Origin of the sequence: Amycolatopsis sp. WGS_07 (assembly GCF_045278895.1) — a bacterium.
Taxonomy (GTDB): Bacteria; Actinomycetota; Actinomycetes; order Mycobacteriales; family Pseudonocardiaceae; genus Amycolatopsis.
The window spans coordinates 1,798,019-1,822,627 of record NZ_CP136053.1; the positions used below are offsets into that span (position 1 = coordinate 1,798,019).

23 protein-coding genes are annotated in these 24,609 nt (G+C 68.8%); 10 read left to right on the forward strand and 13 right to left on the reverse strand.

Annotated elements, in window-relative coordinates; all coding sequences use genetic code 11:
* The first annotated feature begins 241 nt into the window (after positions 1-241).
* Positions 242-1,039 (forward strand): cyclase family protein, encoded by a 798-nt coding sequence (locus tag RPX00_RS08280; protein ID WP_406638873.1) that lies wholly within the window; start codon positions 242-244, stop codon positions 1,037-1,039.
* On the forward strand, positions 1,036-2,664 hold the full coding sequence (locus tag RPX00_RS08285) for a thiamine pyrophosphate-binding protein (protein ID WP_406638874.1): 1,629 nt from the start codon (positions 1,036-1,038) through the stop codon (positions 2,662-2,664). Before RPX00_RS08280 ends, RPX00_RS08285 begins: the two co-directional genes overlap by 4 nt.
* Here RPX00_RS08285 and RPX00_RS08290 read toward each other — a convergent pair.
* From RPX00_RS08290 to pdxH, 4 genes are all read right to left on the reverse strand, one after another.
* Positions 2,624-3,997, reverse strand: coding sequence for an APC family permease (locus RPX00_RS08290; RefSeq protein WP_406638875.1), 1,374 nt, complete (start codon positions 3,995-3,997; stop codon positions 2,624-2,626). The genes RPX00_RS08285 and RPX00_RS08290 overlap by 41 nt on opposite strands.
* Before the next feature lie 47 nt (positions 3,998-4,044).
* On the reverse strand, positions 4,045-4,605 hold the full coding sequence (locus RPX00_RS08295) for a hypothetical protein (RefSeq protein WP_406638876.1): 561 nt from the start codon (positions 4,603-4,605) through the stop codon (positions 4,045-4,047).
* Between the two features lie 36 nt (positions 4,606-4,641).
* Entirely contained in the window at positions 4,642-5,919 is a 1,278-nt protein-coding gene (locus RPX00_RS08300; protein WP_406642831.1) for an MFS transporter, read from the reverse strand.
* A 382-nt stretch (positions 5,920-6,301) separates the two neighbouring features.
* Positions 6,302-6,967, reverse strand: coding sequence for a pyridoxamine 5'-phosphate oxidase (pdxH, locus tag RPX00_RS08305; RefSeq protein ID WP_406638877.1), 666 nt, complete (start codon positions 6,965-6,967; stop codon positions 6,302-6,304).
* A gap of 246 nt (positions 6,968-7,213) precedes the next feature.
* Between pdxH and RPX00_RS08310 the strand changes: the two genes are divergently transcribed.
* Positions 7,214-8,890 (forward strand): purine-cytosine permease family protein, encoded by a 1,677-nt coding sequence (locus tag RPX00_RS08310; protein WP_406638878.1) that lies wholly within the window; start codon positions 7,214-7,216, stop codon positions 8,888-8,890.
* Here RPX00_RS08310 and RPX00_RS08315 read toward each other — a convergent pair.
* Genes RPX00_RS08315 through RPX00_RS08340 form a run of 6 tightly spaced genes read right to left on the reverse strand, consistent with a single transcriptional unit; the run spans position 8,855 to position 13,296 of the window.
* Positions 8,855-9,583, reverse strand: coding sequence for an urease accessory protein UreD (locus RPX00_RS08315; RefSeq protein ID WP_406638879.1), 729 nt, complete (start codon positions 9,581-9,583; stop codon positions 8,855-8,857). The genes RPX00_RS08310 and RPX00_RS08315 overlap by 36 nt on opposite strands.
* Positions 9,580-10,281 carry an urease accessory protein UreG gene (gene ureG / locus RPX00_RS08320; RefSeq protein WP_406638880.1) on the reverse strand — a complete coding sequence of 234 codons (702 nt, stop codon included), beginning with the start codon at positions 10,279-10,281 and terminating at the stop codon, positions 9,580-9,582. The genes RPX00_RS08315 and ureG overlap by 4 nt, the downstream gene beginning before the upstream one ends.
* Entirely contained in the window at positions 10,271-10,957 is a 687-nt protein-coding gene (locus RPX00_RS08325) for an urease accessory protein UreF (RefSeq protein WP_406638881.1), read from the reverse strand. The genes ureG and RPX00_RS08325 overlap by 11 nt, the downstream gene beginning before the upstream one ends.
* A complete protein-coding gene (locus RPX00_RS08330) occupies positions 10,957-12,678 on the reverse strand; it encodes an urease subunit alpha (protein ID WP_406638882.1) in 1,722 nt (573 codons plus the stop codon). The genes RPX00_RS08325 and RPX00_RS08330 overlap by 1 nt, the downstream gene beginning before the upstream one ends.
* The gene (locus tag RPX00_RS08335) at positions 12,678-12,983 is read right to left on the reverse strand and encodes an urease subunit beta (RefSeq protein WP_406638883.1); all 306 of its coding nucleotides are present in this window, start codon (positions 12,981-12,983) and stop codon (positions 12,678-12,680) included. The genes RPX00_RS08330 and RPX00_RS08335 overlap by 1 nt, the downstream gene beginning before the upstream one ends.
* Before the next feature lie 10 nt (positions 12,984-12,993).
* Positions 12,994-13,296, reverse strand: a complete 303-nt coding sequence (locus RPX00_RS08340) for an urease subunit gamma (protein WP_406638884.1) — start codon at positions 13,294-13,296, stop codon at positions 12,994-12,996.
* A 436-nt stretch (positions 13,297-13,732) separates the two neighbouring features.
* Between RPX00_RS08340 and RPX00_RS08345 the strand changes: the two genes are divergently transcribed.
* On the forward strand, positions 13,733-14,872 hold the full coding sequence (locus RPX00_RS08345; protein ID WP_406638885.1) for a citrate synthase 2: 1,140 nt from the start codon (positions 13,733-13,735) through the stop codon (positions 14,870-14,872).
* Positions 14,873-14,912: 40 nt separating this feature from the next.
* Here the strand turns inward: RPX00_RS08345 and RPX00_RS08350 are convergent, their stop codons facing one another.
* Together RPX00_RS08350 and RPX00_RS08355 are read right to left on the reverse strand one after the other, a co-directional pair.
* Complete coding sequence (locus RPX00_RS08350) at positions 14,913-15,494, reverse strand: TetR/AcrR family transcriptional regulator (RefSeq protein WP_406642833.1); 582 nt, start codon at positions 15,492-15,494, stop codon at positions 14,913-14,915.
* A 14-nt stretch (positions 15,495-15,508) separates the two neighbouring features.
* The gene (locus tag RPX00_RS08355; RefSeq protein WP_406642835.1) at positions 15,509-17,215 is read right to left on the reverse strand and encodes an SDR family oxidoreductase; all 1,707 of its coding nucleotides are present in this window, start codon (positions 17,213-17,215) and stop codon (positions 15,509-15,511) included.
* Between the two features lie 152 nt (positions 17,216-17,367).
* On the opposite strand from RPX00_RS08355, the gene RPX00_RS08360 reads away from it, so the two are divergent.
* The 5 genes from RPX00_RS08360 to RPX00_RS08380 are packed head-to-tail and all read left to right on the forward strand — an operon-like array spanning position 17,368 to position 22,172.
* Positions 17,368-18,207 carry an ABC transporter ATP-binding protein gene (locus RPX00_RS08360; protein ID WP_406638886.1) on the forward strand — a complete coding sequence of 280 codons (840 nt, stop codon included), beginning with the start codon at positions 17,368-17,370 and terminating at the stop codon, positions 18,205-18,207.
* Positions 18,204-19,019, forward strand: a complete 816-nt coding sequence (locus tag RPX00_RS08365) for an ABC transporter permease (protein ID WP_406638887.1) — start codon at positions 18,204-18,206, stop codon at positions 19,017-19,019. The genes RPX00_RS08360 and RPX00_RS08365 overlap by 4 nt, the downstream gene beginning before the upstream one ends.
* Positions 18,998-20,182: a sensor histidine kinase gene (locus RPX00_RS08370; protein ID WP_406638888.1), complete on the forward strand. Its 1,185-nt coding sequence runs from the start codon at positions 18,998-19,000 to the stop codon at positions 20,180-20,182. Before RPX00_RS08365 ends, RPX00_RS08370 begins: the two co-directional genes overlap by 22 nt.
* Positions 20,179-20,802 (forward strand): response regulator, encoded by a 624-nt coding sequence (locus tag RPX00_RS08375; protein WP_406638889.1) that lies wholly within the window; start codon positions 20,179-20,181, stop codon positions 20,800-20,802. The genes RPX00_RS08370 and RPX00_RS08375 overlap by 4 nt, the downstream gene beginning before the upstream one ends.
* Before the next feature lie 23 nt (positions 20,803-20,825).
* Positions 20,826-22,172, forward strand: coding sequence for a serine hydrolase domain-containing protein (locus RPX00_RS08380; RefSeq protein ID WP_406638890.1), 1,347 nt, complete (start codon positions 20,826-20,828; stop codon positions 22,170-22,172).
* 4 nt (positions 22,173-22,176) lie between these two features.
* Here the strand turns inward: RPX00_RS08380 and RPX00_RS08385 are convergent, their stop codons facing one another.
* Complete coding sequence (locus RPX00_RS08385) at positions 22,177-22,656, reverse strand: hypothetical protein (RefSeq protein WP_406638891.1); 480 nt, start codon at positions 22,654-22,656, stop codon at positions 22,177-22,179.
* 728 nt (positions 22,657-23,384) lie between these two features.
* Here RPX00_RS08385 and serC point away from each other — a divergent pair.
* On the forward strand, positions 23,385-24,509 hold the full coding sequence (gene serC, locus RPX00_RS08390; protein WP_406638892.1) for a phosphoserine transaminase: 1,125 nt from the start codon (positions 23,385-23,387) through the stop codon (positions 24,507-24,509).
* The last annotated feature ends 100 nt before the right edge of the window (positions 24,510-24,609 follow it).

Below are 24,609 nucleotides of genomic sequence, written 5' to 3' on the forward strand. Positions count from 1 at the left end.
GGCGAGGCCGCGGGACCGGTCCGTTCGCCACCGTAACGGCGCGAGCACCATGCGTCGATGCTCCGTCTGGCGGTCGATCACCGCCGGACGCCCTGGTCGAGGCTCCGCGTTCACCCTGACTGATCTTCGGCAGCTATTCCGTCAGTGCTGCTGAAACCGGTACTGTAGATAGGGCCTTCCGCGCTGTCAACGACCGTCAAGGATCCGCAATAGCGCGCCCCGCGACCGAGAGGACGCATCGATGAGCATCCCCGCCGAGACCGCGGTCGACCAGCTCCTGACCCAGCTGGCCGAGGGCCGGCTCCGGGTCGTCGACCTCACCAACAAACTCAGCGCCGACACCCCGACCCTGCAGCTGCCGGAGCCGTTCGCGAATCTGATCGACTTCAGCCTCGAATCGGTCAGCGAGTTCGACGACTCCGGCCCGCTGTGGCGGCACAACAACATCCACACCGGCGAGCACATCGGCACCCACCTCGACGCGCCACGGCACTGGATCTCCAACCGCGACGGCGCGGACGTTTCGGAACTGCCGGTCAGCAGGCTGATCGGCCCAGCACACGTTCTCGACATCTCCGCGCGCGTCGCCGATGATCCGGACTTCCTGCTGGAGATCGACGACATCCGGGCTTGGGAGGCCGAGCACGGGCCGTTGCGCGAGGGCGGCTGGCTGCTCGTGCATTCCGGCTGGGACCAGTACGCGCAGGACCGCGACGCGTTCCTCAACTTCTCCGACGGTGCCAGCCACACCCCGGGCATCTCGGCCGCAGCGGCGAAGTGGCTCGCCGAGGAGACGCCGATCGCTGGCTATGGCGTGGAAACCGTCGGCATCGACGCCGGTAACGGCTTCGCGCTCGACCCGCCCATGCCCGCGCACCACCATTTGCTCGGCGCGGACAAATACGGCATCACCTCGTTGCAGAACCTCGGTTCGCTGCCGCCGACCGGTACGCTCGTCGTGGTCTGCCCGCTGCCGATCGTCGGCGGAACGGGCAGCCCGGCGCGAGTGCTCGCGGTGGTGCCCGGGGGTCAGCTGTGAACGTTGCACAAGCGGTCGGGATCGCGTTGACCAAATTTGGCGTCCGCAAGGCGTTCGGCGTGGTGGGCAGCGGAAACTTCCACTTCACCAACGGCCTGATCCAGGGCGGGGCCGAGTTCGTCGCGGCCCGGCACGAGGGCGGCGCGACCACGATGGCCGACGCGTATGCGCGGTGCAGCGGCGAGGTCGCGGTGGTGTCGGTGCACCAGGGCTGCGGACTGGGCAACGCGACCACCGGCATCGGCGAGGCAGCGAAGAGCCGGACCCCGCTGATCATCGTGACCGGCGAGGCGACCGACCCGCTGTCAAACTTTCACATCGACCAGGACGCGCTCGCCCGGTCCGTGGGAGCGAGCAGCATCCTGGTCCGCTCGGCGAAAACCGCACTGGCCGACGTGCGCCGGGCGTTCACCCAAGCCCGGCGTGACCGGCGGACTGTCCTTTTGCGACTCCCGCTGGAAGTTCAAGCCGAGCCCATCGAGGAGAGCCTTCTCGACGAGCTGACTGCCATCGAACCGCTGCCGCAACCACGAGCTGCCGACCCGGAAGTGAAGGCGCTCGCGGAGATTCTGCAGCACGCCGAGCGTCCGGTATTCCTTTGTGGACGCGGTTCCCGGGCAGCCCGTCCCGAACTGGTCGCGCTGGCCGACCGTTGTGGCGCGCTGCTCGCCGAAGGCGCGGTCGCGAAAGGACTGTTCGCGGGCGAACCGTGGGCGATCGGGGTGTCCGGCGGGTTTTCCTCGCCCCTGACGACCGAACTCATCCAGGGCGCGGACGTCGTCGTCGGCTGGGGTTCCGCGCTCAACGACTGGACCACCGCGCACGGCCGGTTACTGTCCCCGGACACGACTCTCGTGCAGGTCGACCTGGAATCCGCCGCGCTGGGCCGGAACCGGCCGGTCACCCTGGGCATCGTGGGCGACGTCGCCGGTACCGCACTGGCCGTGACCGAGCACCTTGATGTCCACAATGGATACCGCAGCGAGCAGCTCAAGGACCGGATCGCCCGGGAAATCCGCTGGCGCGATAACGCGTACGACGACGCCGGAACCGCCGAGGCCATCGACCCGCGCACGTTGTCCGCGGCGCTGGACGAACTCATTCCGGCCAACCGGGTCGTCGGCGTCGATTCGGGGAACTTCATGGGCTATCCCACGATGTACCTCGACGTCCCGGACGAGAACGGGTTCTGCTTCACCCAGGCGTTCCAGTCGATCGGCCTCGGACTGGCAACCGCGATCGGCGCGGCACTCGCCCAGCCAGCCCGCTTCCCGGTCGCGGCCTGCGGCGACGGCGGGTTCCTGATGAGCATCGCCGAACTGGAAACCGTTGTCCGGCTGAAGCTCCCCATGCTGATCGTCGTGTACAACGACCACGCCTACGGCGCGGAGGTGTACTTCTTCGAGCCCGGCGGACACCCAGCCGACACAGTGACCTTCCCCGACACGGACATCGCTGCCATCGCCCGCGGCTACGGCTGTGATGCGATCACAGTCCGCGCCAAGGAAGACCTCGACGAAGTGTCAACGCGGATCGCCGCCGGGCTCGACCGGCCGCTGGTGGTCGACGCGAAAATCGCCGGCTTCAGCGCTTGGTGGCTCCAGGCCGCGATGACGCACCACTGACCGCCCGCTTCACCAGGAGGTTCACCACCCACAACAGGACGCCGACGGCGAGCAGGATGCCGGCCACCCGGTAGTCCTGCGCCGGACGGCCGGACAGCGGGCTCACCAGGTACAGGCAGAAGACCGCCGCGAGCACCGGCACCACGGTCGGCGCACGGAAATGCTTGTGCGCCACCTTGTCCTTGCGCAGCACCAGCAGCGCGATGTTGACGATGGCGAACACCACGAGCAACAGCAACGCGGTCGTACCGCCGAGCGCGCTGATATCCACAAAGGACACCAGACCGATGGCGATGACGCTGGTGAAGATGATCGACACCCACGGCGTCCGCCGAGTCGGGTGCACGCGGCCGAACACCGGCGGCAGTACGCGTTCGTTCGAGAGGCCGTACAGCAGCCTGCTGGCCATCAGCATGTTGATCAGCGCAGAATTGATCACAGCGAACAGGCCGATGGCTGAGAAAATTTCACGCGGGAACCCGGGCGCGCCGACGTCGAGCACCTTCAGCAGCGCGTCGCTCTTCGCGCCGGCCAGCTCGGCAGCCGGGACGAGCAGCGACGACGTCACCGAGACCAGCACGTAGATCGTCGCGGCGATGACCATGCCCCACAGCATCGCGCGCGGGAAAATCCGTACCGGGTCATGGCATTCCTCGGCCATGTTCACCGAGTCCTCGAAGCCCACCATCGCGAAGAACGCCAGCGACGTCGCCGACGAGATGGCGACCAGCCACGTCTTGTCCGCGGTGTCGATCTCGACCAGCCGCGACGGTTCGCCGTCACCGTTTAACACCGCCCACACGCCGACGCCGATAATGATCAACAGCCCGGACAGCTCGATGCAGGTGAGGACGACATTGGCTTTCACCGATTCGCCAATGCCACGGAAGTTGATCAAGGCCAGCAGCACCACGAACGCGATGCCGACCAGCACCGTCGGCAGCTTCACGAAGGCCGCGAGGTAGGTCGCGCCGAAGGCGACAGCGGCCGACGACGCCGAGGTGATCCCTGAACACATCACCGCGAACGCGACCATGAAGGTCAGGAACGGCACCCCGAAGGCCTTGTTCGTGTACAGCGCCGCGCCGGCCGCGCGCGGATACTTGCCGACCAGCTCGAGATAGCTGAACGCGGTCATGAACGCGACCACGAAAGCCAGCAGGAACGGCAGCCACAACGCGCCGCCGACGCGTCCGGCGACCTGCCCGGTCAGCGCGTACACGCCGGTGCCGATGATGTCGCCGACCACGAAGAACAGCAGCAGCTTCGGGCCCATGACCCGCAGCAGCGCGGGCTCGGCGACCTTGGATGTGTCCTCGCTCACGTCCGTCATGGGCGGTTAGTGTGCCTTGTCCGGACGCGCGCGGGAAGTGGGGGTGATCAGGCTTTGGCGACCGCCGTGTGCACTAGGGGGGTCATCATTTCCTTGGTCATCTTGACCGGTCCGGTGTAGTTGACCAGCACCGGAACGCCGTTGGACACCTTGGCCGCGGCGAGCGTGGCGGTCTTCTGCTGGTCCACATAGAACACCGCGCCGTCCGGGAAGCCCGGCACGTCGACCGCGCCCGGCTTGGCCTTCTTGATCGCCGCGATCATGTCGGCGGGCTTGGCCTTGCGGCCCTCGTAGCGGGTCACCGCGAGCGCGCCGGCGGTCTTGCCTTCGACGACGTACTCGCAGCTCGTGGCCTTGCCGCCGTTGCTCGGGTTGTCGTGGGCGGGGCCGGCCTTCGAGGTGATGCCGGGGATCTTGATCGCCTTGCTGACGTCGTCGGACGGCAGCAAGGAGCAGGTGTCCGCGGCCTTCGTGGCGGGCGCGGACGAGGAGGCCGGAGCCTTGGACGCGGGCGGCGGTGCCGGTGCGGCGGCCTTCTGCTCACCGGACGAGCACGCGGTGAGGACAGCAGCGGCGGAGATCAACAAAGCGATCGGGTATGCACGCATATCGGGCATGCTATTCCGGCCGGAGTAACGCTACCGTCAGTGCCCCTCGTCGAGCGGAGCGCGATACCGCCAAAATCCAGGCAAAACCGCCAGCGAAGCCACCACCAACACGATCACCAGCACCCCGCCGCCGGTCGCCGCTGCCTTCGTTCCCCAGGCCGCGGCCGCCCAGCCGTGTGTGAGATCGGCGATCCGCGGCCCACCCGCGACGACCACGGTGAACACCCCTTGGAGCCGCCCGCGCATCTCGTCGGTGGTGGCGGTCTGCAGGATCGCCTGCCGGTACACCGCGCTGACCATGTCCGCCGCGCCGCCGAGCGCCATGAACACCAGCGCCAGCCACAGCGAATGCGCGAGCCCGAACGACGCCATCGCCGCACCCCAGCAGCAGATCGCGATGACGACCGCCGCGCCCTGCCGGTACACCCGGTGCAACCAGCCGGAGAACAACCCGATCAGCATCGCCCCCGCGGGCAGCGCGGCGTAGAGCATGCCCAGCGCCGGACCACCGCCGGGCGGATCGCCGAACGTCCGCTCGGCCATCTCCGGAATCAACGCCCGAGGCATGCCGGCGACCATCGCGATAATGTCCACGACGAACGACGCCAGCAGCACCTTTTGCTTGGCCAGATAGCGAAACCCGTCGATCACCGAGCCGATGCCCGCCTTACGCGTCCCCTCGCCGAGCGGCGGGATCGAAGGCAGCCGCCACACCGCGATCAGCGTGATCGCCAGCGCACAGACGTCCACCAGGTACAAAGTGGACAGTCCGATCACCGGAATCAGCGCCCCGCCGAACAACGGCCCGAACACCGCGCCGAACGTGCCCATCGTGGTGTTGAGCGCGTTCGCCGACGGCAGCAGCGAGGCAGGCACCAGCCGCGCGACGACCGCGCCGCGAGTGGGCAGGTTGATCGCGAAAAACGCCTGGTTGAGAGCGAGCAGCCCGAGCACGAGCCACACCGAATGCAGCCCGGCGAACGCCTGGAGCCACAGCAGCGCGGACGTGCCCGCGACCCCGACGTTGGTGACGAGCAGCAACTTCCGCCGGTCCACCGCATCGGCGATCGCCCCGCCCCACAACCCGAACACGAGCAGCGGCACGAGCGCGACCGCCCCGGTCAGCCCGACGTACCCGGACGATCCGGTGATGTCGAAAACCTGCTTCGGCACCGCGACCGCGGTGAGCTGCGACCCGACCGCGGTGACCGCGGTGGACATCCAGAGCCGCCGAAAAGCCGGAACTTTGAGCGGACGAGTATCAACGACGATCCGGCCGAGGAGCTTGCGAGCCCCGTTACGGGGCGGGCGTATCCCCGGTTCTGAAGTCACGAGCTATCAGCTTAGTTGCGCTAACGAATCGAGCGCAGGTGATTTTCCCCGCAGCCGACCCACCTGGCCCCACCCCGGCGGGAGGTCCGTGAAGGACTCCTTGAGGGAATCAGATTCCCTCAAGGAGTCCTTCACGGACCTCAACACCACGAACCGCCGCCAACCCACTCAACTCACCAGGGCACCCACACTCCCCCGCACCCCGATACGAAGCCAAAACGCGGCGCGGGGGTGCTTGTCAAGGCATCTTTCCCGCCTTGACAAGCACCCCCGCGCCGTAGTCACAATCGGGCTTCGGGGTGCCCCACGCAGTGAAGGACCGCAATGTCGCCGCCAGGCGACGAGCAGCCCACCACCACAAGACTCAGGGAGCCAACCGCTCCACCTGCCACCCGTCATGAGTCCGGTGAAACCGAAGCCGGTCATGCAACCGGTCCTCGCGCCCCTGCCAGAACTCGACAAAGTCCGGCCGGATCCGCCACCCACCCCAATGCGGCGGAGCCGGAATCTGCTCAACATCCGCAAACCGCCGCTCAATATTCCGCAGCGCATTGTCCAACGCCCGCCGCCCCTCGACCACCCGAGACTGCGGCGACGCCCAAGCCCCCAACTGCGACCCACGCGGCCGCTGAGCCCAGTACGCAGCCGTCTCCTCCGCGGAGACCTTCTCAACCTCGCCGCGAACCGTGACCTGCCGATGCAGCGGATACCAGGGGAAGGTGGCCGACGCGTAACGCGTAGCCGTGAGGTCGTGGCTCTTCGCCGACGTGTAGTTCGTGTAGAACACGACGCCGCGTTCGTCGAAGCCCTTGCACAGCACCGTGCGCGAGGACGGCCTGCCTTCGGCGTCGGCGGTCGCCAGCACCATCGCGTTGGGTTCCGCGAGCGCTTCGGACACCGCCTGGCTCAGCCAGCTTTCCAACTGCTCGTGCCAGGTGCCCGCGAGCGCCGCCTCGTCGAACGGCGCGCTGTCGTAGGCCACCCGCATGCCGGGCAGCCGCACGACCGCCTCGTCGATCTCCGGTGTCATCCGGCCCAACCTCCGTTACCCCTGGTGAGGGTGTCGAATCACGGCTATCCGCCGACGGTATTGGGTCGCCGGTCCCGGCGAAACCCACCGAACGGTGACTCCTGCCACGCCCGGCCCGCCATCGGGCCGTAACCGCAGGACGCCGAGTTGTAACGCGGCGTTCACAGGCTGGTCCCTGATCGATACAGGCCGCACCTACCTTTCGACCTGCTCCGGCACCCGTCCCCACTCACGGAGGCAGGCCAGATGACCGAGACTCTGTCCGAACGCGACGACACGCGAAAGCCACAACGCACCTACGCCACGCTCGCCGCCAATGAAAACCGCGAGGACTACTCACTGCGCTTCGCCGCGCAATCGTTCCGGCGCTGGTCGCCGTTCGTCGTCGCGACGACCGCGCTGGGCGGGATCGCCTACCTCGCCGACTTCGCCATCGGTGCCAGCATCGTGCTGTCCTACGGCTTCACCTCGGGAGTCCTCGCCATCCTGGCCGCCGCGGTGGTGATCTTCGTGACCGGGGTGCCGATCGCGCGCGCCTGCGCGACCTACGGCGTCGACATGGACCTGCTCACCCGCGGCGCCGGATTCGGCTACTTCGGATCCACCCTCACCTCGCTGGTCTATGCCAGTTTCACCGTGATCTTCTTCTCCCTCGAAGGCTCGATCATGGGTCAGGCGTTCCAGTTGGCGCTCGGCATTCCGCTGCCGATCGGCTACTTGCTGGCGACGCTGATCGTGCTGCCGTTCGCGCTCTACGGGATGGGCGCGGTCGCGAAGATGCAGACCTGGACGCAGCCGATCTGGATCGCCGGACTGGTGCTGCCGTTCGTCGTCGTGCTCGTGCGGGAACCCGGACGATTCGCCGAGTTCGCGACGTTCGGCGGCATCGAGGGCGCGGGTTCCGGCTTCTCCGCGGTCGGCTTCGGGTTCGGCATGGGCATCGCGCTGTCGCTGATCGGGCAGATCGGCGAGCAGGCCGACTACCTGCGCTTCATGCCGGCGAAGACGGCGGAGAACAAGCGCTCCTGGTGGGCCGCGGTGCTCGCCGCTGGACCAGGCTGGGTGGTGCTCGGCGCGGCCAAGCAGATCGGCGGCGCCCTGCTGGCCTTCCTCGCGCTCGGGGTGGTCGGCAAGACCGCGGCGCTGGAGCCGATCGCGCCCTATCTCGAGGCGGTGCGGCCCGCGCTCGGACCGGCCGCGCTCACCTTCGCCGCGTTGTTCGTGGTGGTTTCGCAGATCAAGATCAACACGACGAACGCGTACTCCGGCTCGCTGTCCTTCGCGAACTTCTTCTCCCGCGTACTGCACCGCCACCCGGGCCGGGCCTGGTACGTGCTGGTCAACTGCGGGATCGCGCTCGCGTTGATGGAGTTCGGCGCGTTCGGTTTCCTGAACAAAATCCTTGGCTTCTATTCCAACGTCGCGATCGCCTGGATCGGCGCGGTGTGCGCGGACCTCGTGATCGCGAAACCGCTCGGCCTTTCCCCGCGCTACATCGAATTCAAACGGGCTTACCTGCACAAGATCAACCCGGTCGGCTTCGGAGCCATGCTGATCGCTTCCGCGGTGTCGATCGCGGCGTACTTTGGCGCGTTCGGCGAATATCTGGCGGCCTTCAGCCCGCTGCTGGCGATGGTGATCGCCGTCGTGCTGGTGCCGGTGCTCGCGGTGGCCACCCGCGGCCGGTACTACCTGGTGCGGCCCAACCTCGTTTCCGGCCCTGAGTCCGATCAGGACCTCACCGCCACACACACCTGCTCGGTCTGCGGCGACGCCTACGAACTGCCGGACATCGCCGACTGCGCCAACCAGGGCGGCCCGATCTGCTCGCTGTGCTGCACGCTCGACAGCAGCTGCCACGACATGTGCCGCACAGCCGGTCCGGTCTCACTGCCCGAGCCGACTTTCCGCACCGCCGGATAACCCGAGCCTCGACGCGGTCACCACGTCCGGACCGACCGCGGTCGTCAGCGTGCCGCCCGCGGCGAGCGGGGTCCGCGACCACCACGGTCCGGACTCCGCTCGCCGCGGCGGTCCGCCGAACTCCAGCTCGGTGACCAGCACCCGATGCCCGGCCAGTACGGCGAGGCTCGCGTCCAGAACCGCGTCGCCGACGGTCTGCGTCTGCCGGAGTACCGGGACACCGCCGCAGGTCACGTGCACTGTCGAGGACAGCCGTCCGGGGCGTTCCCCTTCCCGGCCGAGGACAAGCACCTCCCGGGTACGGAACCGGGCGGTTGACGCCAGGTCGGCGCGCAGTACCGCGACGTGTTCCGCCCGGCCGGTGACGACGGTCGGCTCCGGCAGGTATTCGAACGAACCACCGTCCTCGACGGTGACCTCCACAGTGGACAAGCTCGGTCCGTCGCGCAGGCCGGGCAGGGCGAGCGTCGCCGCGACTCCGGACAGCTTCAGCTCCGCGCCCGCCTCGACCCGGATCTCGAGCCGCAGCTCGTCGCCGCCGAGCGGGGCGGTCGCGGAGCTGACCAGGTGCACCATGGCACCGAGACCGCGCTGGCGACGCGGGACGAGAGTGAGCGGGGCCATCGATTTCAGCTCCCGCAGCACCGTCCGTCCGCCGTCGAGGGCCGCGACCAGGCGCGCGTGCGCCTTCACCCCTGCCGGACCGGCACCAGCGAACGCACCCAGTCGGCCACCGCCGGTGCCTCCGGAGTGTCCACTAGGGACTGCGCGAGCACCGGCAGTTCGCCGCGCATCCGGTGCGCGTCCGAGGTCATCACGGTCAGGTCCGCGCCGACCAGCGGGGCGAGGTCCGTTTTGTTGATCACCAGCAGGTCCGCGGTCGTCACGCCGGGGCCGCCCTTGCGCGGCACCTTGTCGCCGCCGGCGACGTCGACCACGAAGATCTGGCTGTCGGCCAGCCCTCGGCTGAACACCGCGGTCAGGTTGTCGCCGCCGCTTTCCACGATCACCAATTCCAGGCCGGGGAACTTCTCCTCCAGCCGCTCCACCGCGTCGAGGTTCGCGGTGATGTCGTCGCGGATCGCGGTGTGCGGGCAGGCTCCGGTTTGCACCGCCTCGATCCGCTCCGGGTCGAGGACGCCCGCCCGGCGCAGGAAGTCCGCGTCCTCGGTGGTGTAGATGTCGTTGGTGACCACGGCCAGGTTCAGCTCGTCGCCCAGCGCGCGGCACAACGCGGCGGTGAGCGCGGTTTTGCCGCTGCCGACCGGGCCGCCGATGCCGATCCGGTACGCCCGCCCGGCGGTCGGCGCGGCCTCGTAGTGGTCCGGTTCGGCGGCGGTCGGGTCGAAGTTGACCGCGTGGAAATGCCCGTGGCCGTGTTCAGCTGGCAAAGAGACGCACCTCTTCCTGGTGATGCCGAGCGTGTTCCTCGGCGAACAAATCCAGCGCCGGCGACGCTGGTGCTGGCAAATCGGCCGGATCGGCACCGGCAGTCTCCGCGGCCCGGCCGCTTACTTCACGCAACGGCCCGGCGAGCCGCGCGACCACCGCGTTCACCGCGAACGGGTCGAGCCCGAGCAGCCGCACCGCCGCGCTCGCCGGACCGCTGACCGCGAGGTAGGCGACCGCCATCGCCGCGTCGAACGGACTGCCGCCGCCAATGCCGACGAGCGCCCCGCTGACGATCGGATGATGCGGACGCGGGGTCTCGGTGAGCAGCTGCGACAACACCGGCGACGGCCACGCCGCTCGCCCGGCCCGCGCGTTACCGCGGCCTTGCGCTCGCGACGCTTCCCGTTGCGCGAGCGACGGCGTACGGGCGTCGAGTTCCTGATCGAGCCGACGCCAGTGTCCACTCTCGACACCTCGGGCGGCGGCGTGTGCTGAGGCGGCCGCAAAGGCAGCAGCGAGGAGGCCCGCCGTGCACAACCGTCCAAAGAGGAAACCCGGCAAGTCGCGTTCGGACCGGACGAGGCCGCGTGCCGCTACCTCTTCGAGCCCGCCGGAATGCACGTGCCCGCCGCCTGGGAACCGGGAGTCCGCGAGAATGAGCGCGACCGGGTCCATCAGAACAGGAAATATCGTTGCGCCATGGGCAATTCGGCCACCGGATGCGGTTCGATCAGCTCTCCGTCCACGCGTACCGCGAAACTGTCCGGATCCACCTTTACCTCCGGCGTCGCGTCGTTCAGCACCATGTCCGCTTTCGTCCGGCGGCGAGTGTTGGCGACCGCCGCCAGCGGCCGCGCGATACGAAACCGTTCGGACAGCCCGGAATCCAGCGCTTCCGGAGCCACGAAGTGCAAACTGGACGCCGCCGCTACCGAGGGCGCGGCACCGAACATCGGCCGCGCGAGCACCGGTTGCGGCGTCGGGATCGAAGCGTTCGCGTCGCCCATCGCCGCCCAGGCCGGGAATCCGCCCTTCAGCACCACATGCGGACGCACGCCGAAGAACTTCGGTTCCCACAGCACTAAATCAGCGAGCTTGCCGACTTCGACCGAACCGATCTCCGCGTCCATTCCGTGCGCGATCGCCGGGTTGATCGTGTACTTCGCGACGTAACGACGGGCGCGCAGATTGTCCGCCGCACCGTCGCCGGGAAGCGCGCCCCGACGTTGCTTCATCACGTGTGCGGTCTGCCAGGTCCGGATGATCACCTCGCCGATCCGCCCCATCGCCTGCGAATCGGAACTCATCATCGAGATCGCGCCGAGGTCGTGCAGCACGTCCTCGGCGGCGATCGTGCTCGGCCGGATCCGGCTTTCGGCGAACGCGAGATCCTCGGGCACCGAGGGGTTCAGGTGATGGCACACCATGAGCATGTCGAGGTGCTCGTCGAGAGTGTTGACGGTGTGCGGCCGGGTCGGATTCGTCGACGAGGGAAGGAAATTCACCATCCCGGCGACCTCGATGATGTCCGGCGCGTGCCCGCCGCCCGCGCCTTCGGTGTGGTAGGCATTGATCGACCGGCCTCCGATCGCCTCCACAGTGGACTCCAGAAAGCCCGCCTCGTTGAGCGTGTCGGTATGGATCGCGACCTGCACGCCGGATTCGTCCGCGACGGTGAGGCAGGCGTCGATCGCGGCCGGGGTCGAACCCCAGTCCTCGTGCAGTTTGAACCCGCCCGCCCCGGCAGCCAACTGCTCCCGCAACGCATCGTGCCGGACAGTATTCCCCTTGCCCAGCAGCAACACGTTCACCGGCTGACCGTCCATTGCGGACAACATCCGGCCGAGATTCCACGCCCCGGGCGTCACCGTCGTCGCCTTCGTGCCCTCGTTCGGCCCGGTCCCGCCACCGACCAAAGTGGTCAGCCCGGCCGCGAGCGCGGTGTCCACCAACTGCGGGCAGACGAAATGCACGTGACAGTCGATACCGCCAGCGGTGAGGATCTTCCCGTTGCCCGCCAGCACCTCCGTGGACGGCCCAATCACCAGCGCCGGATCGACACCGTCCATAGTGTCCGGATTGCCCGCCTTGCCGATCCCGACGACGCGCCCGTCGCGCACGCCGACGTCCGCCTTTACGACCCCCCAGTGGTCGAGAATCACCGCACCGGTGATCACCAGATCAGGCGCGCCCTCGGCACGGGTGGCCATCCCCTGGCCCATCGACTCGCGGATCACCTTGCCGCCGCCGAAGAGCACCTCGTCGCCACTGCCGCCGGGCCCCATGGACCGGTCCTCGGTCACCTCGATCAGCAGCTCGGTGTCGGCAAGCCGGATCCGGTCCCCGGCAGTCGGCCCGAACAGTTCGGCATAGCGGGCGCGGTCGATCTCCGGCATCAGAACTCCCCGGCGTATTCGGCACGCAGCCCCGGCACCCGCCGGTTACCGCTGAGCGGCACGAGATCCACCTCGCGATCGATACCCGGCTCGAACCGCACCGAAGTCCCGGCCGGCACGTCGAGCCGATGCCCGCGGGCGGCCTCGCGGTCGAACTCCAGGCCGGGGTTGACCGCCGCGAAGTGATAGTGCGAACCGACCTGCACCGGCCGGTCGCCAAGATTGCGCACCCGCAACCGCACCCTGGCCCGCCCCGGATTCAACGGCACCGGCTCGGCACCGGGAATGATCTCGCCTGGCCGCACGGATTCCTCCTCAAACAATCGGATCGTGCACGGTGACGAGCTTCGTGCCATCCGGAAAAGTAGCCTCGACCTGGACGGAATCCACCATTTCGGGCACCCCGGAAAGCACTTGCGCGCGAGAAAGCACCGACCTGCCACCCGCGGCGAGTTCACTGACCGTGCGCCCGTCGCGAGCGCCTTCGAGGACATAGTCGGTGATCAGCGCGACGGCTTCGGGATGATTGAGCCGAAGACCGCGTTCGAGCCGTTTGCGAGCAACGTCCGCCGCGACGTGGACCAGCAATTTGTCGCGTTCTTGCGGGCTGAGGTGCATGGCAACGGTCTTACCACCGGAGAACGGGGTTCGCCGGATTCGGATACACGGTGTTTACTTTTCGGGCCGGCGGCACTGAATACCTTCCGGGTGAACTTCGCTCTCGCGGCATTCACGCGACCGTACCGACTTGATTACCGAGCGTGACACCTGCCCTGCGCTCAGCTCCCGCCGCAAGCCGGGATTCACCTCCGATCCACCGGGGTACCAGTCTGCGGTCACATCCACGAACGGGAGAAAGTGGCGTGCCCAGTCCACCTGGACTGAATCGTTCTCGTAATCGTGACCGAAACCACCACATCTTCCGTTGCCCCGGCCGGGCAAAGGGAGCATGGTTTGTCCCACCGTGCGATGAGGCGCGCAAGGAGCCAGCGTGTATCCCGTCCGCGCGTGCACAACACAGCCGGGGAATGCGCATCGAAAGGGTTCGCGAAGAGTGACTACCTCCACGATCAGCAAGACCAACGAAGCCGACGACGGGTTCCGGCCTGGCCTTGAGGGCATCGTCGCGTTTCGGACCGAAATCGCCGAACCCGACCGGGACGGCGGTGCACTGCGCTATCGCGGCGTCGACATCGAGGATCTCGCCGGGAAGGTGACCTTCGGCGACGTATGGGGCCTCCTGGTCGACGGCCGGTTCGGGCACGGGCTTCCGCCCGCCGAGCCGTTCCCGCTTCCGGTGCACACCGGCGACGTCCGGGTCGACGTCCAGTCCGCGCTCGCCATGCTCGCCCCGATCTGGGGCTACCGTCCGCTGCTCGACATCACCGACGAGGAGGCGCGCGACCAGCTCGCCCGCGCTTCGGTGATGGCGCTGTCCTACGTCGCGCAGTCCGCGCGCGGCATCGGCCAGCCCGCGGTGCCGCAGTCGCGGGTCGACGAGGCGAAGTCGATCACCGAGCGGTTCATGGTCCGCTGGCGCGGCGAACCGGACCCGGCGCACGTCAAGGCGGTCGACGCGTACTGGGTTTCCGCCGCCGAGCACGGCCTCAACGCCTCCACCTTCACCGCGCGCGTCATCGCCTCCACCGGGGCGGACGTCGCGGCGGCGCTGTCCGGCGCGATCGGCGCGATGTCCGGCCCGCTGCACGGCGGGGCCCCGGCGCGCGTGCTGCCGATGATCGAGGAGGTCGAACGTTCGGGTGACGCCCGCGCGCTGGTCAAGGGCATCCTCGACCGCAAGGAGCGGCTGATGGGCTTCGGCCACCGCGTGTACCGCGCGGAGGACCCGCGTGCCCGCGTGCTGCGCCGCACCTGCAAGGAACTGGGCGCCGAACGCTACGAGGTGGCCGCCGCGCTGGAGCAGGCCGCGCTGGCCGAGCTGCGCGAACGCCGTCCGGACCACCCGATCGAAACGAACGTCGAGTTCTGGGCCGCGGTGATCCTGGACTTCGCGAAGGTGCCGCCGCACATGATGCCCGCGATGTTCTCCTCCGCGCGCACCGCCGGCTGGGCGGCGCACATCCTGGAGCAGAAGCAGACCGGCCGCCTGGTCCGTCCGTCGGCGAAGTACGTCGGCCCCGGCCCGCGCACGCCTTCCGAGGTCGAAGGCTGGGACGCCATCTCGCAGGCCTGACCCGCTTGCCCGTGAAGGCCCCCTTGATTCAAGGGGGCCTTCACGGTTTTGCGGCGAGGTGCGTATCGGTGGCGGCGAGCATCGCGGTGAGCTGATCGACCAGCCAGCCGTCCAGCGTTTCTCGCGCGACGGTGCCTTCCTGCAGCCACGACAGCAAAGCGCCCTCGACGACCGCGGTCCAGCAGCGCAGCGTCAGCAGTACCAGCGGTGACGGTTCGGGGAGCGCCAGCGCTTCCAGGATCAGCTCGACGGCCCGGTTGCGGACCTCGTCGATCGCCGCGTCCGTCTCCGACGTGGCGATGACCGAACCGCTGCGCAGTAACGCCACGTAGCCCTCGCGGTAGTGCGCGGCGACATCGACGAGACCGCGCACCGCCGCGCGCAGCCGTTCTTCCGGCGGGCCTTCCTCCAGCGTCGCGAGCCGGTCGACCAAACCGTCGGTGACCGTCCGCAACGCCTGCATTTGCAATTCCCGCAGGCTCGGGAAATACCGGTAGAACAATGGCCGCGACACCTCGGCGCGCGCCACGATGTCGTCCACCGTGACCAATTCCGGGGCCCGGCTGCCGAACAGATCCAGCGCCGCCGCGATGAGATCGTCCCGCCGGGCCTGTGCGGTCATCCGGCGTGGACGGCTCACGGCGTGACGTCCAGTTTCGCCGCCGCGCGCAGCAAACCCGGCGTCAGTCGCGAAAGGACCAGCGCGACCTTCGCCTCCGGAGTGGACGGTTGGATCGCGACGTTCTTCTCCACCGCACGCAGAATGTCGCGGGCCACTCGTTCCGGTCCGAAATTGCGCCGGGCGTAGAGCTTCGACGATTCCTTCTGCCGCCGCTTCTCTTCCACCTCGTCCACGCCGACGAACTTCGTGGTCTTAGTGATGTTGGTATTCACCAGCCCCGGGCACACCGCCGTGACCCCGATTCCTTCGGCCGCCAGCTCCGCCCGCAGGCCATTGCTCAACGCGAGCACAGCCGCCTTCGTGGTGCCGTAGGCGGTGAGAATCTTGGACGGCAGGTACGCGGCGGCCGACGCGAGGTTCACGATCTGCCCGCCCTCGGCGCGTTCCTTCATCATCGGCGCGAACGCGCGGCACCCGTGGATCACGCCCCACAGGTTGACGTCCACGACCTTCTCCCAGTCCTCGATCGTCGTGTCGAGGAACGGGCCGGACATGCCGATCCCGGCGTTGTTCACCACGATGTCCGGCACGCCGAACTCGTCTCGCACCTGCTCGGCGAACCGCGCGACCGCCTCGCCGTCCGAAGAGTCCACTGTGTACTCACCGGCGTCGACCCCGCGTTCCCGCACCAGTTTCGCGGTTTCCGCGGCTGAATCGCCGTTGATGTCGCTGACGACTACGTCCGCGCCCTCAGCGGCGAACGCAAGCGCGGTCTCCCGGCCGATTCCGCTGCCCGCGCCGGTCACGACCACGAGATGGTGCGCGAACCGACCCCGGCCGCCGCCGACCCGGGCCCGCCGCAGCGCCCGGGTTTCCTCGCCGGTCTCCACCGACGCGATCAGCTCAGCCGCCGCGGAAGCGACCACCGCAGGCTTCGTCCGGGTGATCCAGTGCGACCCGATCACCCGCCGGACATGCAGATCCGGCACCCAGCGTTCGACCTCGGTCTGCAGCGGCGTGGTGACGTACGAATCGCCGGTCGGCGCGAGCACCTGCACCGGGATTTCCGCCGGACGCGGGCGCGGCCGGGAAAGCCGCGGCCCCATGTTCGCCCGGTACAGCTTCAGGCCGTGCACCCCGTCGGCCGTCTTCGGTGACGATTCAGCAGGCTCCAGTTTCCGGATCATCGTGCGCATGATTCCGGTGCGCCACAACAGTTCCGGGATCAACGGCACCTGGAACGCGACGATGTAATACGAGTGCAGGAACTGCCGCAACGCGTGTCCGAGCCGGCGCGGCGTCGGCCGGGTCAGCTGCGCGCGGAACCAAGCGCCAGCGTGATCGAGGCTGGGCCCGGAAAGCGAGGTGTACGAAGCGATCCGGCCGCGCAGCCGGTCGCCGGTGACCGCGTGCCAGGCCTGGATCGAACCCCAGTCGTGCGCGACGAGGTGGACCTTGCCGAACGGCTGCACCTCGTCGACCACCGCGGCGAGGTCGTCGGCGAGCTGGTCCAGCCGGTACGCCCGGCGGGCGCGCGGCTTGTCGGATTCTCCCGCGCCGCGCACGTCGTAGACGACCACGCGGTGCTCGCGGCGCAGCTCCTCGGCGACGCCGTCCCACATCGAGCTGTTGTCCGGATACCCGTGCACGAGCACGACCGTGGGCCCGTCCGGGTTGCCGCTCACCCGGACCGAAAGGCGGACGCCGTCGCTGGCAGTCACCTGCTTGTGAGACATCTTGTCATGTTAGACAACTTGTCAACAGCGCCCGGCGTGGTTCCACGGGAAACCAGCGTGTCCACCGTTCGACGGACAGCCGGATTCCACTGCACGGACGTCCCGCGGACCGCCCGCCGCGGCGCACGCTGAACGCCATGAGCACAGCAGTGCGAGTGCGCGGACTGCGCAAGGAGTACCCGGGCCACCTCGCCGTGGCCGGGATCGATCTCGACATCCCCGACGGCGAGGTGTTCGCCCTGCTCGGGCCCAACGGCGCGGGCAAAACGACCACCGTCGAGATCCTGGAGGGGCACCGGCAGCGGACGGCGGGGGAAGCCACTGTCCTCGGCGAGGACCCGGGTACCGCGGGACGCGCGTGGCGCGCCCGCCTCGGCATCGTGTTGCAAACGGCCACCGACGCGGCGGAACTGACCGTCGCGGAGACCGTGCGGCACTTCGCGAAGTACTACCCGAATCCGCGGGATCCGGAAGAGGTGATCGACCAGGTCGGCCTCACCGCGAAGGCAGGCTCGCGGGTGAAATCGCTGTCCGGCGGGCAACGCCGGCGCGTGGACGTCGCGTTGGGCATCATCGGCCGCCCGGAACTGCTGTTCCTCGACGAGCCCACCACCGGCTTCGACCCGGAGGCGCGACGGCAGTTCTGGGCGCTCATCGACGGACTCGCCCACGAGGGCACGACAATCCTGCTGACCACGCACTACCTGGACGAGGTCGAGGCGCTGGCCGACCGGCTCGCGGTAATCGCGCGCGGTTCGGTCGTCGCGGAGGGGACGCCGGCGACGCTCGGCGGCCGCGAACGCGCCGAGGCCGTCGTGCGGTGGCACGACGAACGCGGCATTCACGAGGAACGCACCCAGTTCCCGACGAAACTCGTCTCGCAGCTCGCCGCCGAGCGAGGGGAACTCGCCGGGCTCACTGTGACGCGCCCCAGTTTGGAAGACATCTATCTCGACCTGATCGGGGAAAAACCATGACCACGACCATGGCCGTGCCCGGGACGTTCAGCCTCGGCCTCGCCCGCGGCGCGATCGAGCTGCGGCAGTTCTTCCGCAACCGCGAGCAGGTGGTGTTCACCTTCTCGCTGCCCGCGGTGCTGATGATCCTGCTCGGCTCCATCCTCGACGGCCCGACCGGGCAGACCGGGGTGTCGTCCGGACAGCTGCTCGCCGCAGGGATGATCGGCGCGGGCATCGTCTCGACGTCGTTCAACAGCGTCGGCATCGGCATCGCCGCGGACCGCGAAATCGGTGCGCTGAAACGCTTGCGCGGCACGCCGATGCCCGCGGCGGCCTATTTCGTCGGCAAGATGGTGATGGTCGCGGTGACCAGCGTGTCGCAAACCGTCGTGATGGCCGCGGTGGCGATGCTGCTGTTCCGCCTCGAACTGCCGTCCGACCCGGCGAAGTGGCTGACCCTGGTCTGGGTGCTGCTGCTCGGGATCGTGTCCTCGACGCTGCTGGGCATCGCGATCAGCTCGGTGACCCGCACCGCGAACGGCACCGTGGCGCTGGTGCAGCTGGTGTACTTGGTGCTGCAGTTCATTTCCGGGGTGTTCGTCACGCCGATCACGCATCTGCCGCGGATCATGGTCGACGTCGCGTCGTTCTTTCCGCTGAAATGGATCTGCCAGGGCTTCCGCTCGGTGTTCCTTCCGCCGGAGGCCGCGACCCAGGAAATGGCGGGGACATGGGAGCTTCCGAAGGTGGCGCTGGTGCTGGCGGTGTGGTGCGTGGTGGGCCTGGTGCTCGCGAGGGTGACGTTCCGGTGGACGAACGAAGCGAAGTGAACCAGGCCGACGCGTGGGAACGGTCGTACTGGTCCTGGGAAGTGCTGTTCGCGGTCGCCTACGTGGCGACCGCCGTCCTGGTGCTCATCAACGACGGTTCGGCGACGACGAAGATCGTGACCGAAGCGGCGCTGGGCGCGATCGCCGTCGGATATCTGGCCGTCGGACGCCGCGTCGTGCACGGCGAGGACAACGAGCCTGCCCGCGTCGTCGCGGCGGTGGCGCTGATCGCGTTGAGCGCCACCGCCATTCTCGCGACCACCGCGGCGAGCTTCGTGCTGTTCCTCGCCTGCCCGCTGCTGTTCATGCTGCTGGAGCTGCGGCCCGCGGTCGTCGCGACGACGCTGCTGATCCTGCTCGAACCTGTCTCCGCGGTGCTGAACGACGGCTGGGACAACCAGTTGCTCTCGGTCCTGCTGCCGATGACCGCGATCCTCATCGTCTTCAGCGTGCTGGCCGGGAAGTTCACCAGCGACGTGCTCAAGCAGAGCCGCGCCCGCGCCGACCTGATCCGCGAACTGGAGTCCAGCCAGGCCGAGGTCGCCCGGCTGTCAAGGGAAGCGGGCACCGCGGCCGAACGCGAACGGCTGGCCCGCGAAATCCACGACACGCTCGCCCAGGGGTTCACCAGCATCATCACGCTGACCCAGGCGATCGAGTCCGAACTGGACACTGATCTGTCCACAGTGCGCAAACATCTCGCACTCGCCGGGCGCACCGCGCGCGAGAACCTCGCCGAAGCCCGTGCGATGGTCGCCGCGCTGGCACCGTCCGATTTGGCCACTGGTTCCTTGCCGGAAGCCGTGCGACGACAGGCAGATCGGCTCGCCGAGGAAATCGGCGTCCCGGTTGAGTACGAAGTGGACGATCTGCCGACGCTGCCCACCGCGGTCGAAGTAGTGCTGCTGCGCGCGGCGCAAGAAGCGCTGTCGAACGTGCGTAAACACTCGGGCGCGACTCTCGTTCGCGTCCGGCTGTCCGCTGTGGACGGAGCGATACGGTTGCGCGTGGAGGACAACGGGTGCGGCTTTACCCCGGACTCCGACGGGGCCGGGTTCGGATTGCGCGGCATGCGTTCGCGGGCCGAGCAGGTGGGCGGCACGCTGGAAGTGCGGACCGGCGAGAACGGCGGCACCGAACTGGAACTGGAGGTGCCCGCGTGATCACGATCATGCTCGTCGACGACCATCCCGTGGTGCGCGAAGGACTGCGCGGCATGCTCGAAGCCGAGGACGATCTCACCGTGGTCGGCGAGGCCGGTTCCGGCGACGAGGCGGTGGCGCTCGACCGCGTGAAACAGCCCGACGTCGTCCTGATGGACCTGCGCATGCCGGGCCTCGACGGCGTCGGCGCGATCCACGCGATCCTCAAGGAGACGCCCGCCCGCCGGATCGTCGTGCTCACCACGTACGAAACCGACGCGGACATCCTGCGCGCGGTCGAGGCGGGCGCGTCGGGCTACCTGCTGAAAGACGCGTCGCGCACCGAATTGGCCGGCGCGATCCGGGCCGCGCATCGCGGGGAGACCGTGCTGGCGCCGTCGGTCGCGGGCAAGCTCATGCACCGGATGCGGAACCCGGAACCGGTGTCGCCGCTGTCCGCACGCGAGGTCGAGGTGCTGCGGCTGGTCGCGAAGGGGCACACCAACGCCGAAATCGGCCGCGAGCTGCACATCGGCGAGGCGACGGTGAAAACGCACCTGCTGCGGGTGTTCTCGAAGCTCGGCGTTTCCGACCGCACCGCGGCGGTGACGACGGCGCTGGACCGGCAACTGCTCGGCTGAACCGTCCGGGCAGAATGACGCCCATGCTCGACTCCACCGAACTCGCCCTGCACCGACGGCTCGCACACGAGCAGTCCGTCAGCCGCGCCCCGTCCCTCGTCGCCGCTGTCGTGCGAGGCGGCGAGGTCGTCTGGTCCGGAGCCCGCGGCCGCGTCGGCGACCAGCGCCCGGACGACAACACGCAGTACCGGCTGGGGTCGATCACCAAGACGATGATCGCGACCGCCGTCATGCGGCTGCGCGACGAGGGCAAACTCGACCTCACCGACCCGCTGGAACGGCATCTCCCGGGCACCGCGTTCGGCTCGGTCACCATCGCGCAGCTGCTGTCGCACACCTCGGGCCTCACGTCCGAATCGCCCGGCCAGTGGTGGGAACGCGCGCCCGGCGCGGACTGGGCGGCGCTGGTCGCGAGCCTGGAGAAGGGCGCGACCAAGCTGCGTCCCGGCTCCAAGTTCCACTACTCGAACGTCGGCTACGGCGTCCTCGGCGAACTGGTCGCCCGGCACCGCGAGCGGCCGTGGTTCGACGTCGTGCGCGACGAAATCCTTACTCCGCTGGGCATGACCCGCACGACCCCGCACCCGGAAGGCGCGCACGCCGAAGGATTCGCCGTGCATCCGTTCGCCGACGTGCTCATGCCGGAGAAGTGGCCGGACGCCGGCGCGATGGCCCCGGCAGGCCAGCTCTGGTCCACGATCACCGACCTCGGCCGCTGGACGTCGTTCCTCGGCGGCCACACCGGCGACGTGCTGTCCGCCGACACCGTCGACGAGATGCGGACGATGAACACCGTCGACGACACCGAGGTTTGGTCGACCGGATTCGGCCTCGGCCTGATGGTCGTGCGCTACCAGGGCAGGCACCTGGCCGGGCACACCGGTTCGATGCCCGGTTTCCTCGCCGCGACCCTGGTCGACCCGCGCAGCGGCACCGGCGCGCTGTGCCTGGCGAACTCCACCGCGAACGTCGGCATCACGCAGCTCTGCCTCGACCTGCTCACCACCGCCGACGACCTCGAACCCGCGCTGCCCGAGGAATGGTTCCCGTCCACTGTGGACCCGGAACTGCTCGCGCTGACCGGACTGTGGCACTGGGGCCCGTCGCCGTACTTCCTGCGCGTGCAGGGCGACGGCCTGATCTCGCTGAACCCGGCCGTCGGCGCCGGGCGCGCGTCGCGGTTCCGTCCCGAGGGCCCGGACACCTGGATCGGCCTCGACGGCTACTACGCGGGCGAAACGCTCACCGTCGGCCGCGACGCGGACGGCACGGCGAACCACCTGAACCTCGCGACGTTCATCTTCAGCCGCACCCCGTACGACCCGGCCGCACCGATCCCGGGCGGGCTGGACGAGACCGGCTGGCGCTGAGGTTTCAGACTGCCTCGACCTCGACGCTGGGGTCCTCTTCGGCGTCGAGGTCGAGCTTTCGGCCGGTCGGGGACAGCCACGCCTTCGCGTAGAAACCCTGTCCCGGCAAGCCGACCAGGACCTCGCCCATCCGCGGCGGACCGTACACCCACAGCCGCCGGTGCTCGATCAGCTCGGCAGCGACTTCCGGCGGGCAGCGCTCGATGCCGAACCGCCCCGGCCAGCCGGGTTCGACCACCAGCCAGCCGGTCACCGACGTCCCAGGCCACACGTTCCGGTCCGGCAGCGCCGCCCAGACCGGGTTGAGCGAGCCCCGGCCCGTTCGCCAGGTCTCCCGGACCTGCACGGCCCACCCCACCGCGACCCCGCCCCAGACCAGCGCGGGAATCAGCACCGGCCACGCCGAACCGCCGCCGAACCAGAACGCCGCGACCACCCCGCCCACCGCGACGAGCACCGCCAGCACCGCGACCGGCACGGCCACCGCGGCCTGCCAGCGCAGCCTTCTGCAGCGAGCGCTTCCAGACGGGCAGTCCGGTCGGGTCGATCGTGAAACGACCCGGCGTCAGTACTCCGCCGATCTCCACCGCGACGTGGCCCCGGGCGTCCGGCTCGTCCAGCCGCAGCCGTCCGGTCCGGCGGAGTTCGCGGGCCTGGTCCGGCGGGCAGTCGAGCAGGGTGAGGTAGCCGCGCGGACTGACCGTGACCCGCAGCAGATCCGACGGCTCCTGGCCGTAGTCCCACTGGGTGGTATCCCCGTCGAGCATCGCGCGGACCTCGCGCATTGGTCCCTTCGGCCGCACCCGGCCCCACGGCCGCCACCACAGCATCGATCCGATGAGGAACGCAACGGCGAGCACGACCAGGAAAACCGCCGCACCGACCTCGCCCTCCCCCGGCGGTTCGACGAAGAACCCGGCGGCGACGAATCCCGCGAACACCACGGCGAGCACGAACAGCACAAGCGCTACGCCTCGCCGGGGGAACCACTCCCGTCGCCACGGCACGAAAACCAGCACCAGCGTCACGGCCAATCCGACCGGAAGGCCGATCAGCGCAGTCGAGTCCCACGGGTGCACCAGCGCCGTCAAGGCGAAGAGCGCAAACCATCCCCAGCGCGGCCGGTAACCGTGCGTTTCCGTCACGATTCCACATGTCGGACACGCCCCAACCGCCGTTACCTGCGTTGTCCCGACCTGAGAGACTAAGCACATGACCGACGCTGAGTTGACGATCCCCGCAGACCTCAAGCCGGCCGACGGCCGCTTCGGCTGCGGACCCTCGAAGGTCCGCGAAGAGCAGCTCGCCGCCCTCGCCCGGTCCGGTTCCACCTACCTCGGCACCTCGCACCGGCAGAAGCCGGTCAAGTCGCTCGTCGGCCGGGTGCGCGCCGGCCTGTCCGAGCTGTTCTCGCTTCCGGACGGGTACGAGGTCATCCTCGGCAACGGCGGCACCACCGCGTTCTGGGACGCCGCCGCGTTCGGCCTCGTGCGCGAGCGCGCCCAGCACTTCACCTACGGCGAGTTCTCCTCGAAGTTCGCGACCGTCACGAACAAGGCCCCGTTCCTCGGCGAGTCGATCGTCGTGAAGGCCGACCCGGGCAGCGCGCCGGAGATCGCCTACCAGCAGGGCGCGGACCTCGTCGGCTGGGCGCACAACGAGACCTCCACCGGCGTCGCGGTGCCGGTGCAGCGTCCCGAGGGCAGCGACGGCGCGCTGGTCGCGATCGACGCGACGTCCGGTGCCGGCGGCCTTCCGGTCAAGGCCGAGGACTTCGACGTCTACTACTTCGCTCCGCAGAAGTCGTTCGCGTCCGACGGCGGGCTGTGGATCGCGCTCGCCTCGCCCGCCGCGATCGAGCGGATCGGCGAAATCGGCGGCGGCGACCGCTGGATCCCCGAATTCCTGTCGCTCACCACCGCGCTCGACAACTCGCGCAAGGACCAGACCTACAACACCCCCGCCGTCTCGACGCTTTTCCTGCTCGCCGAGCAGATCGAGTGGATGAACGGACAGGGCGGCCTCTCCTGGACCACCGCGCGCACCAAGGAATCCTCGACCCGGCTGTACGAATGGGCCGAGAAGACCTCGTACACCACGCCGTTCGTGGCGAACCCGGACCTGCGCTCGCAGGTCGTCGGCACGGTCGACTTCGCCGACGAGGTGGACGCCGCCGCGGTCGCGAAGGCGTTGCGCGCCAACGGGATCGTCGACACCGAGCCGTACCGGAAGCTGGGCCGCAACCAGCTGCGCGTCGGCCTGTTCCCGGCGATCGACCCGGACGACGTCACGAAGCTCACCCAGAGCATCGAATATGTCGTGGAACGGCTCGGCTGAGCCGAAAACGCCCATACCGCCCCGCCAGCCGCCCGGCTCGCGGGGCGGTGTGCGTTGATGACCACTCGTTCGTGACACACCGTGGTCGGCGTGTCACGGC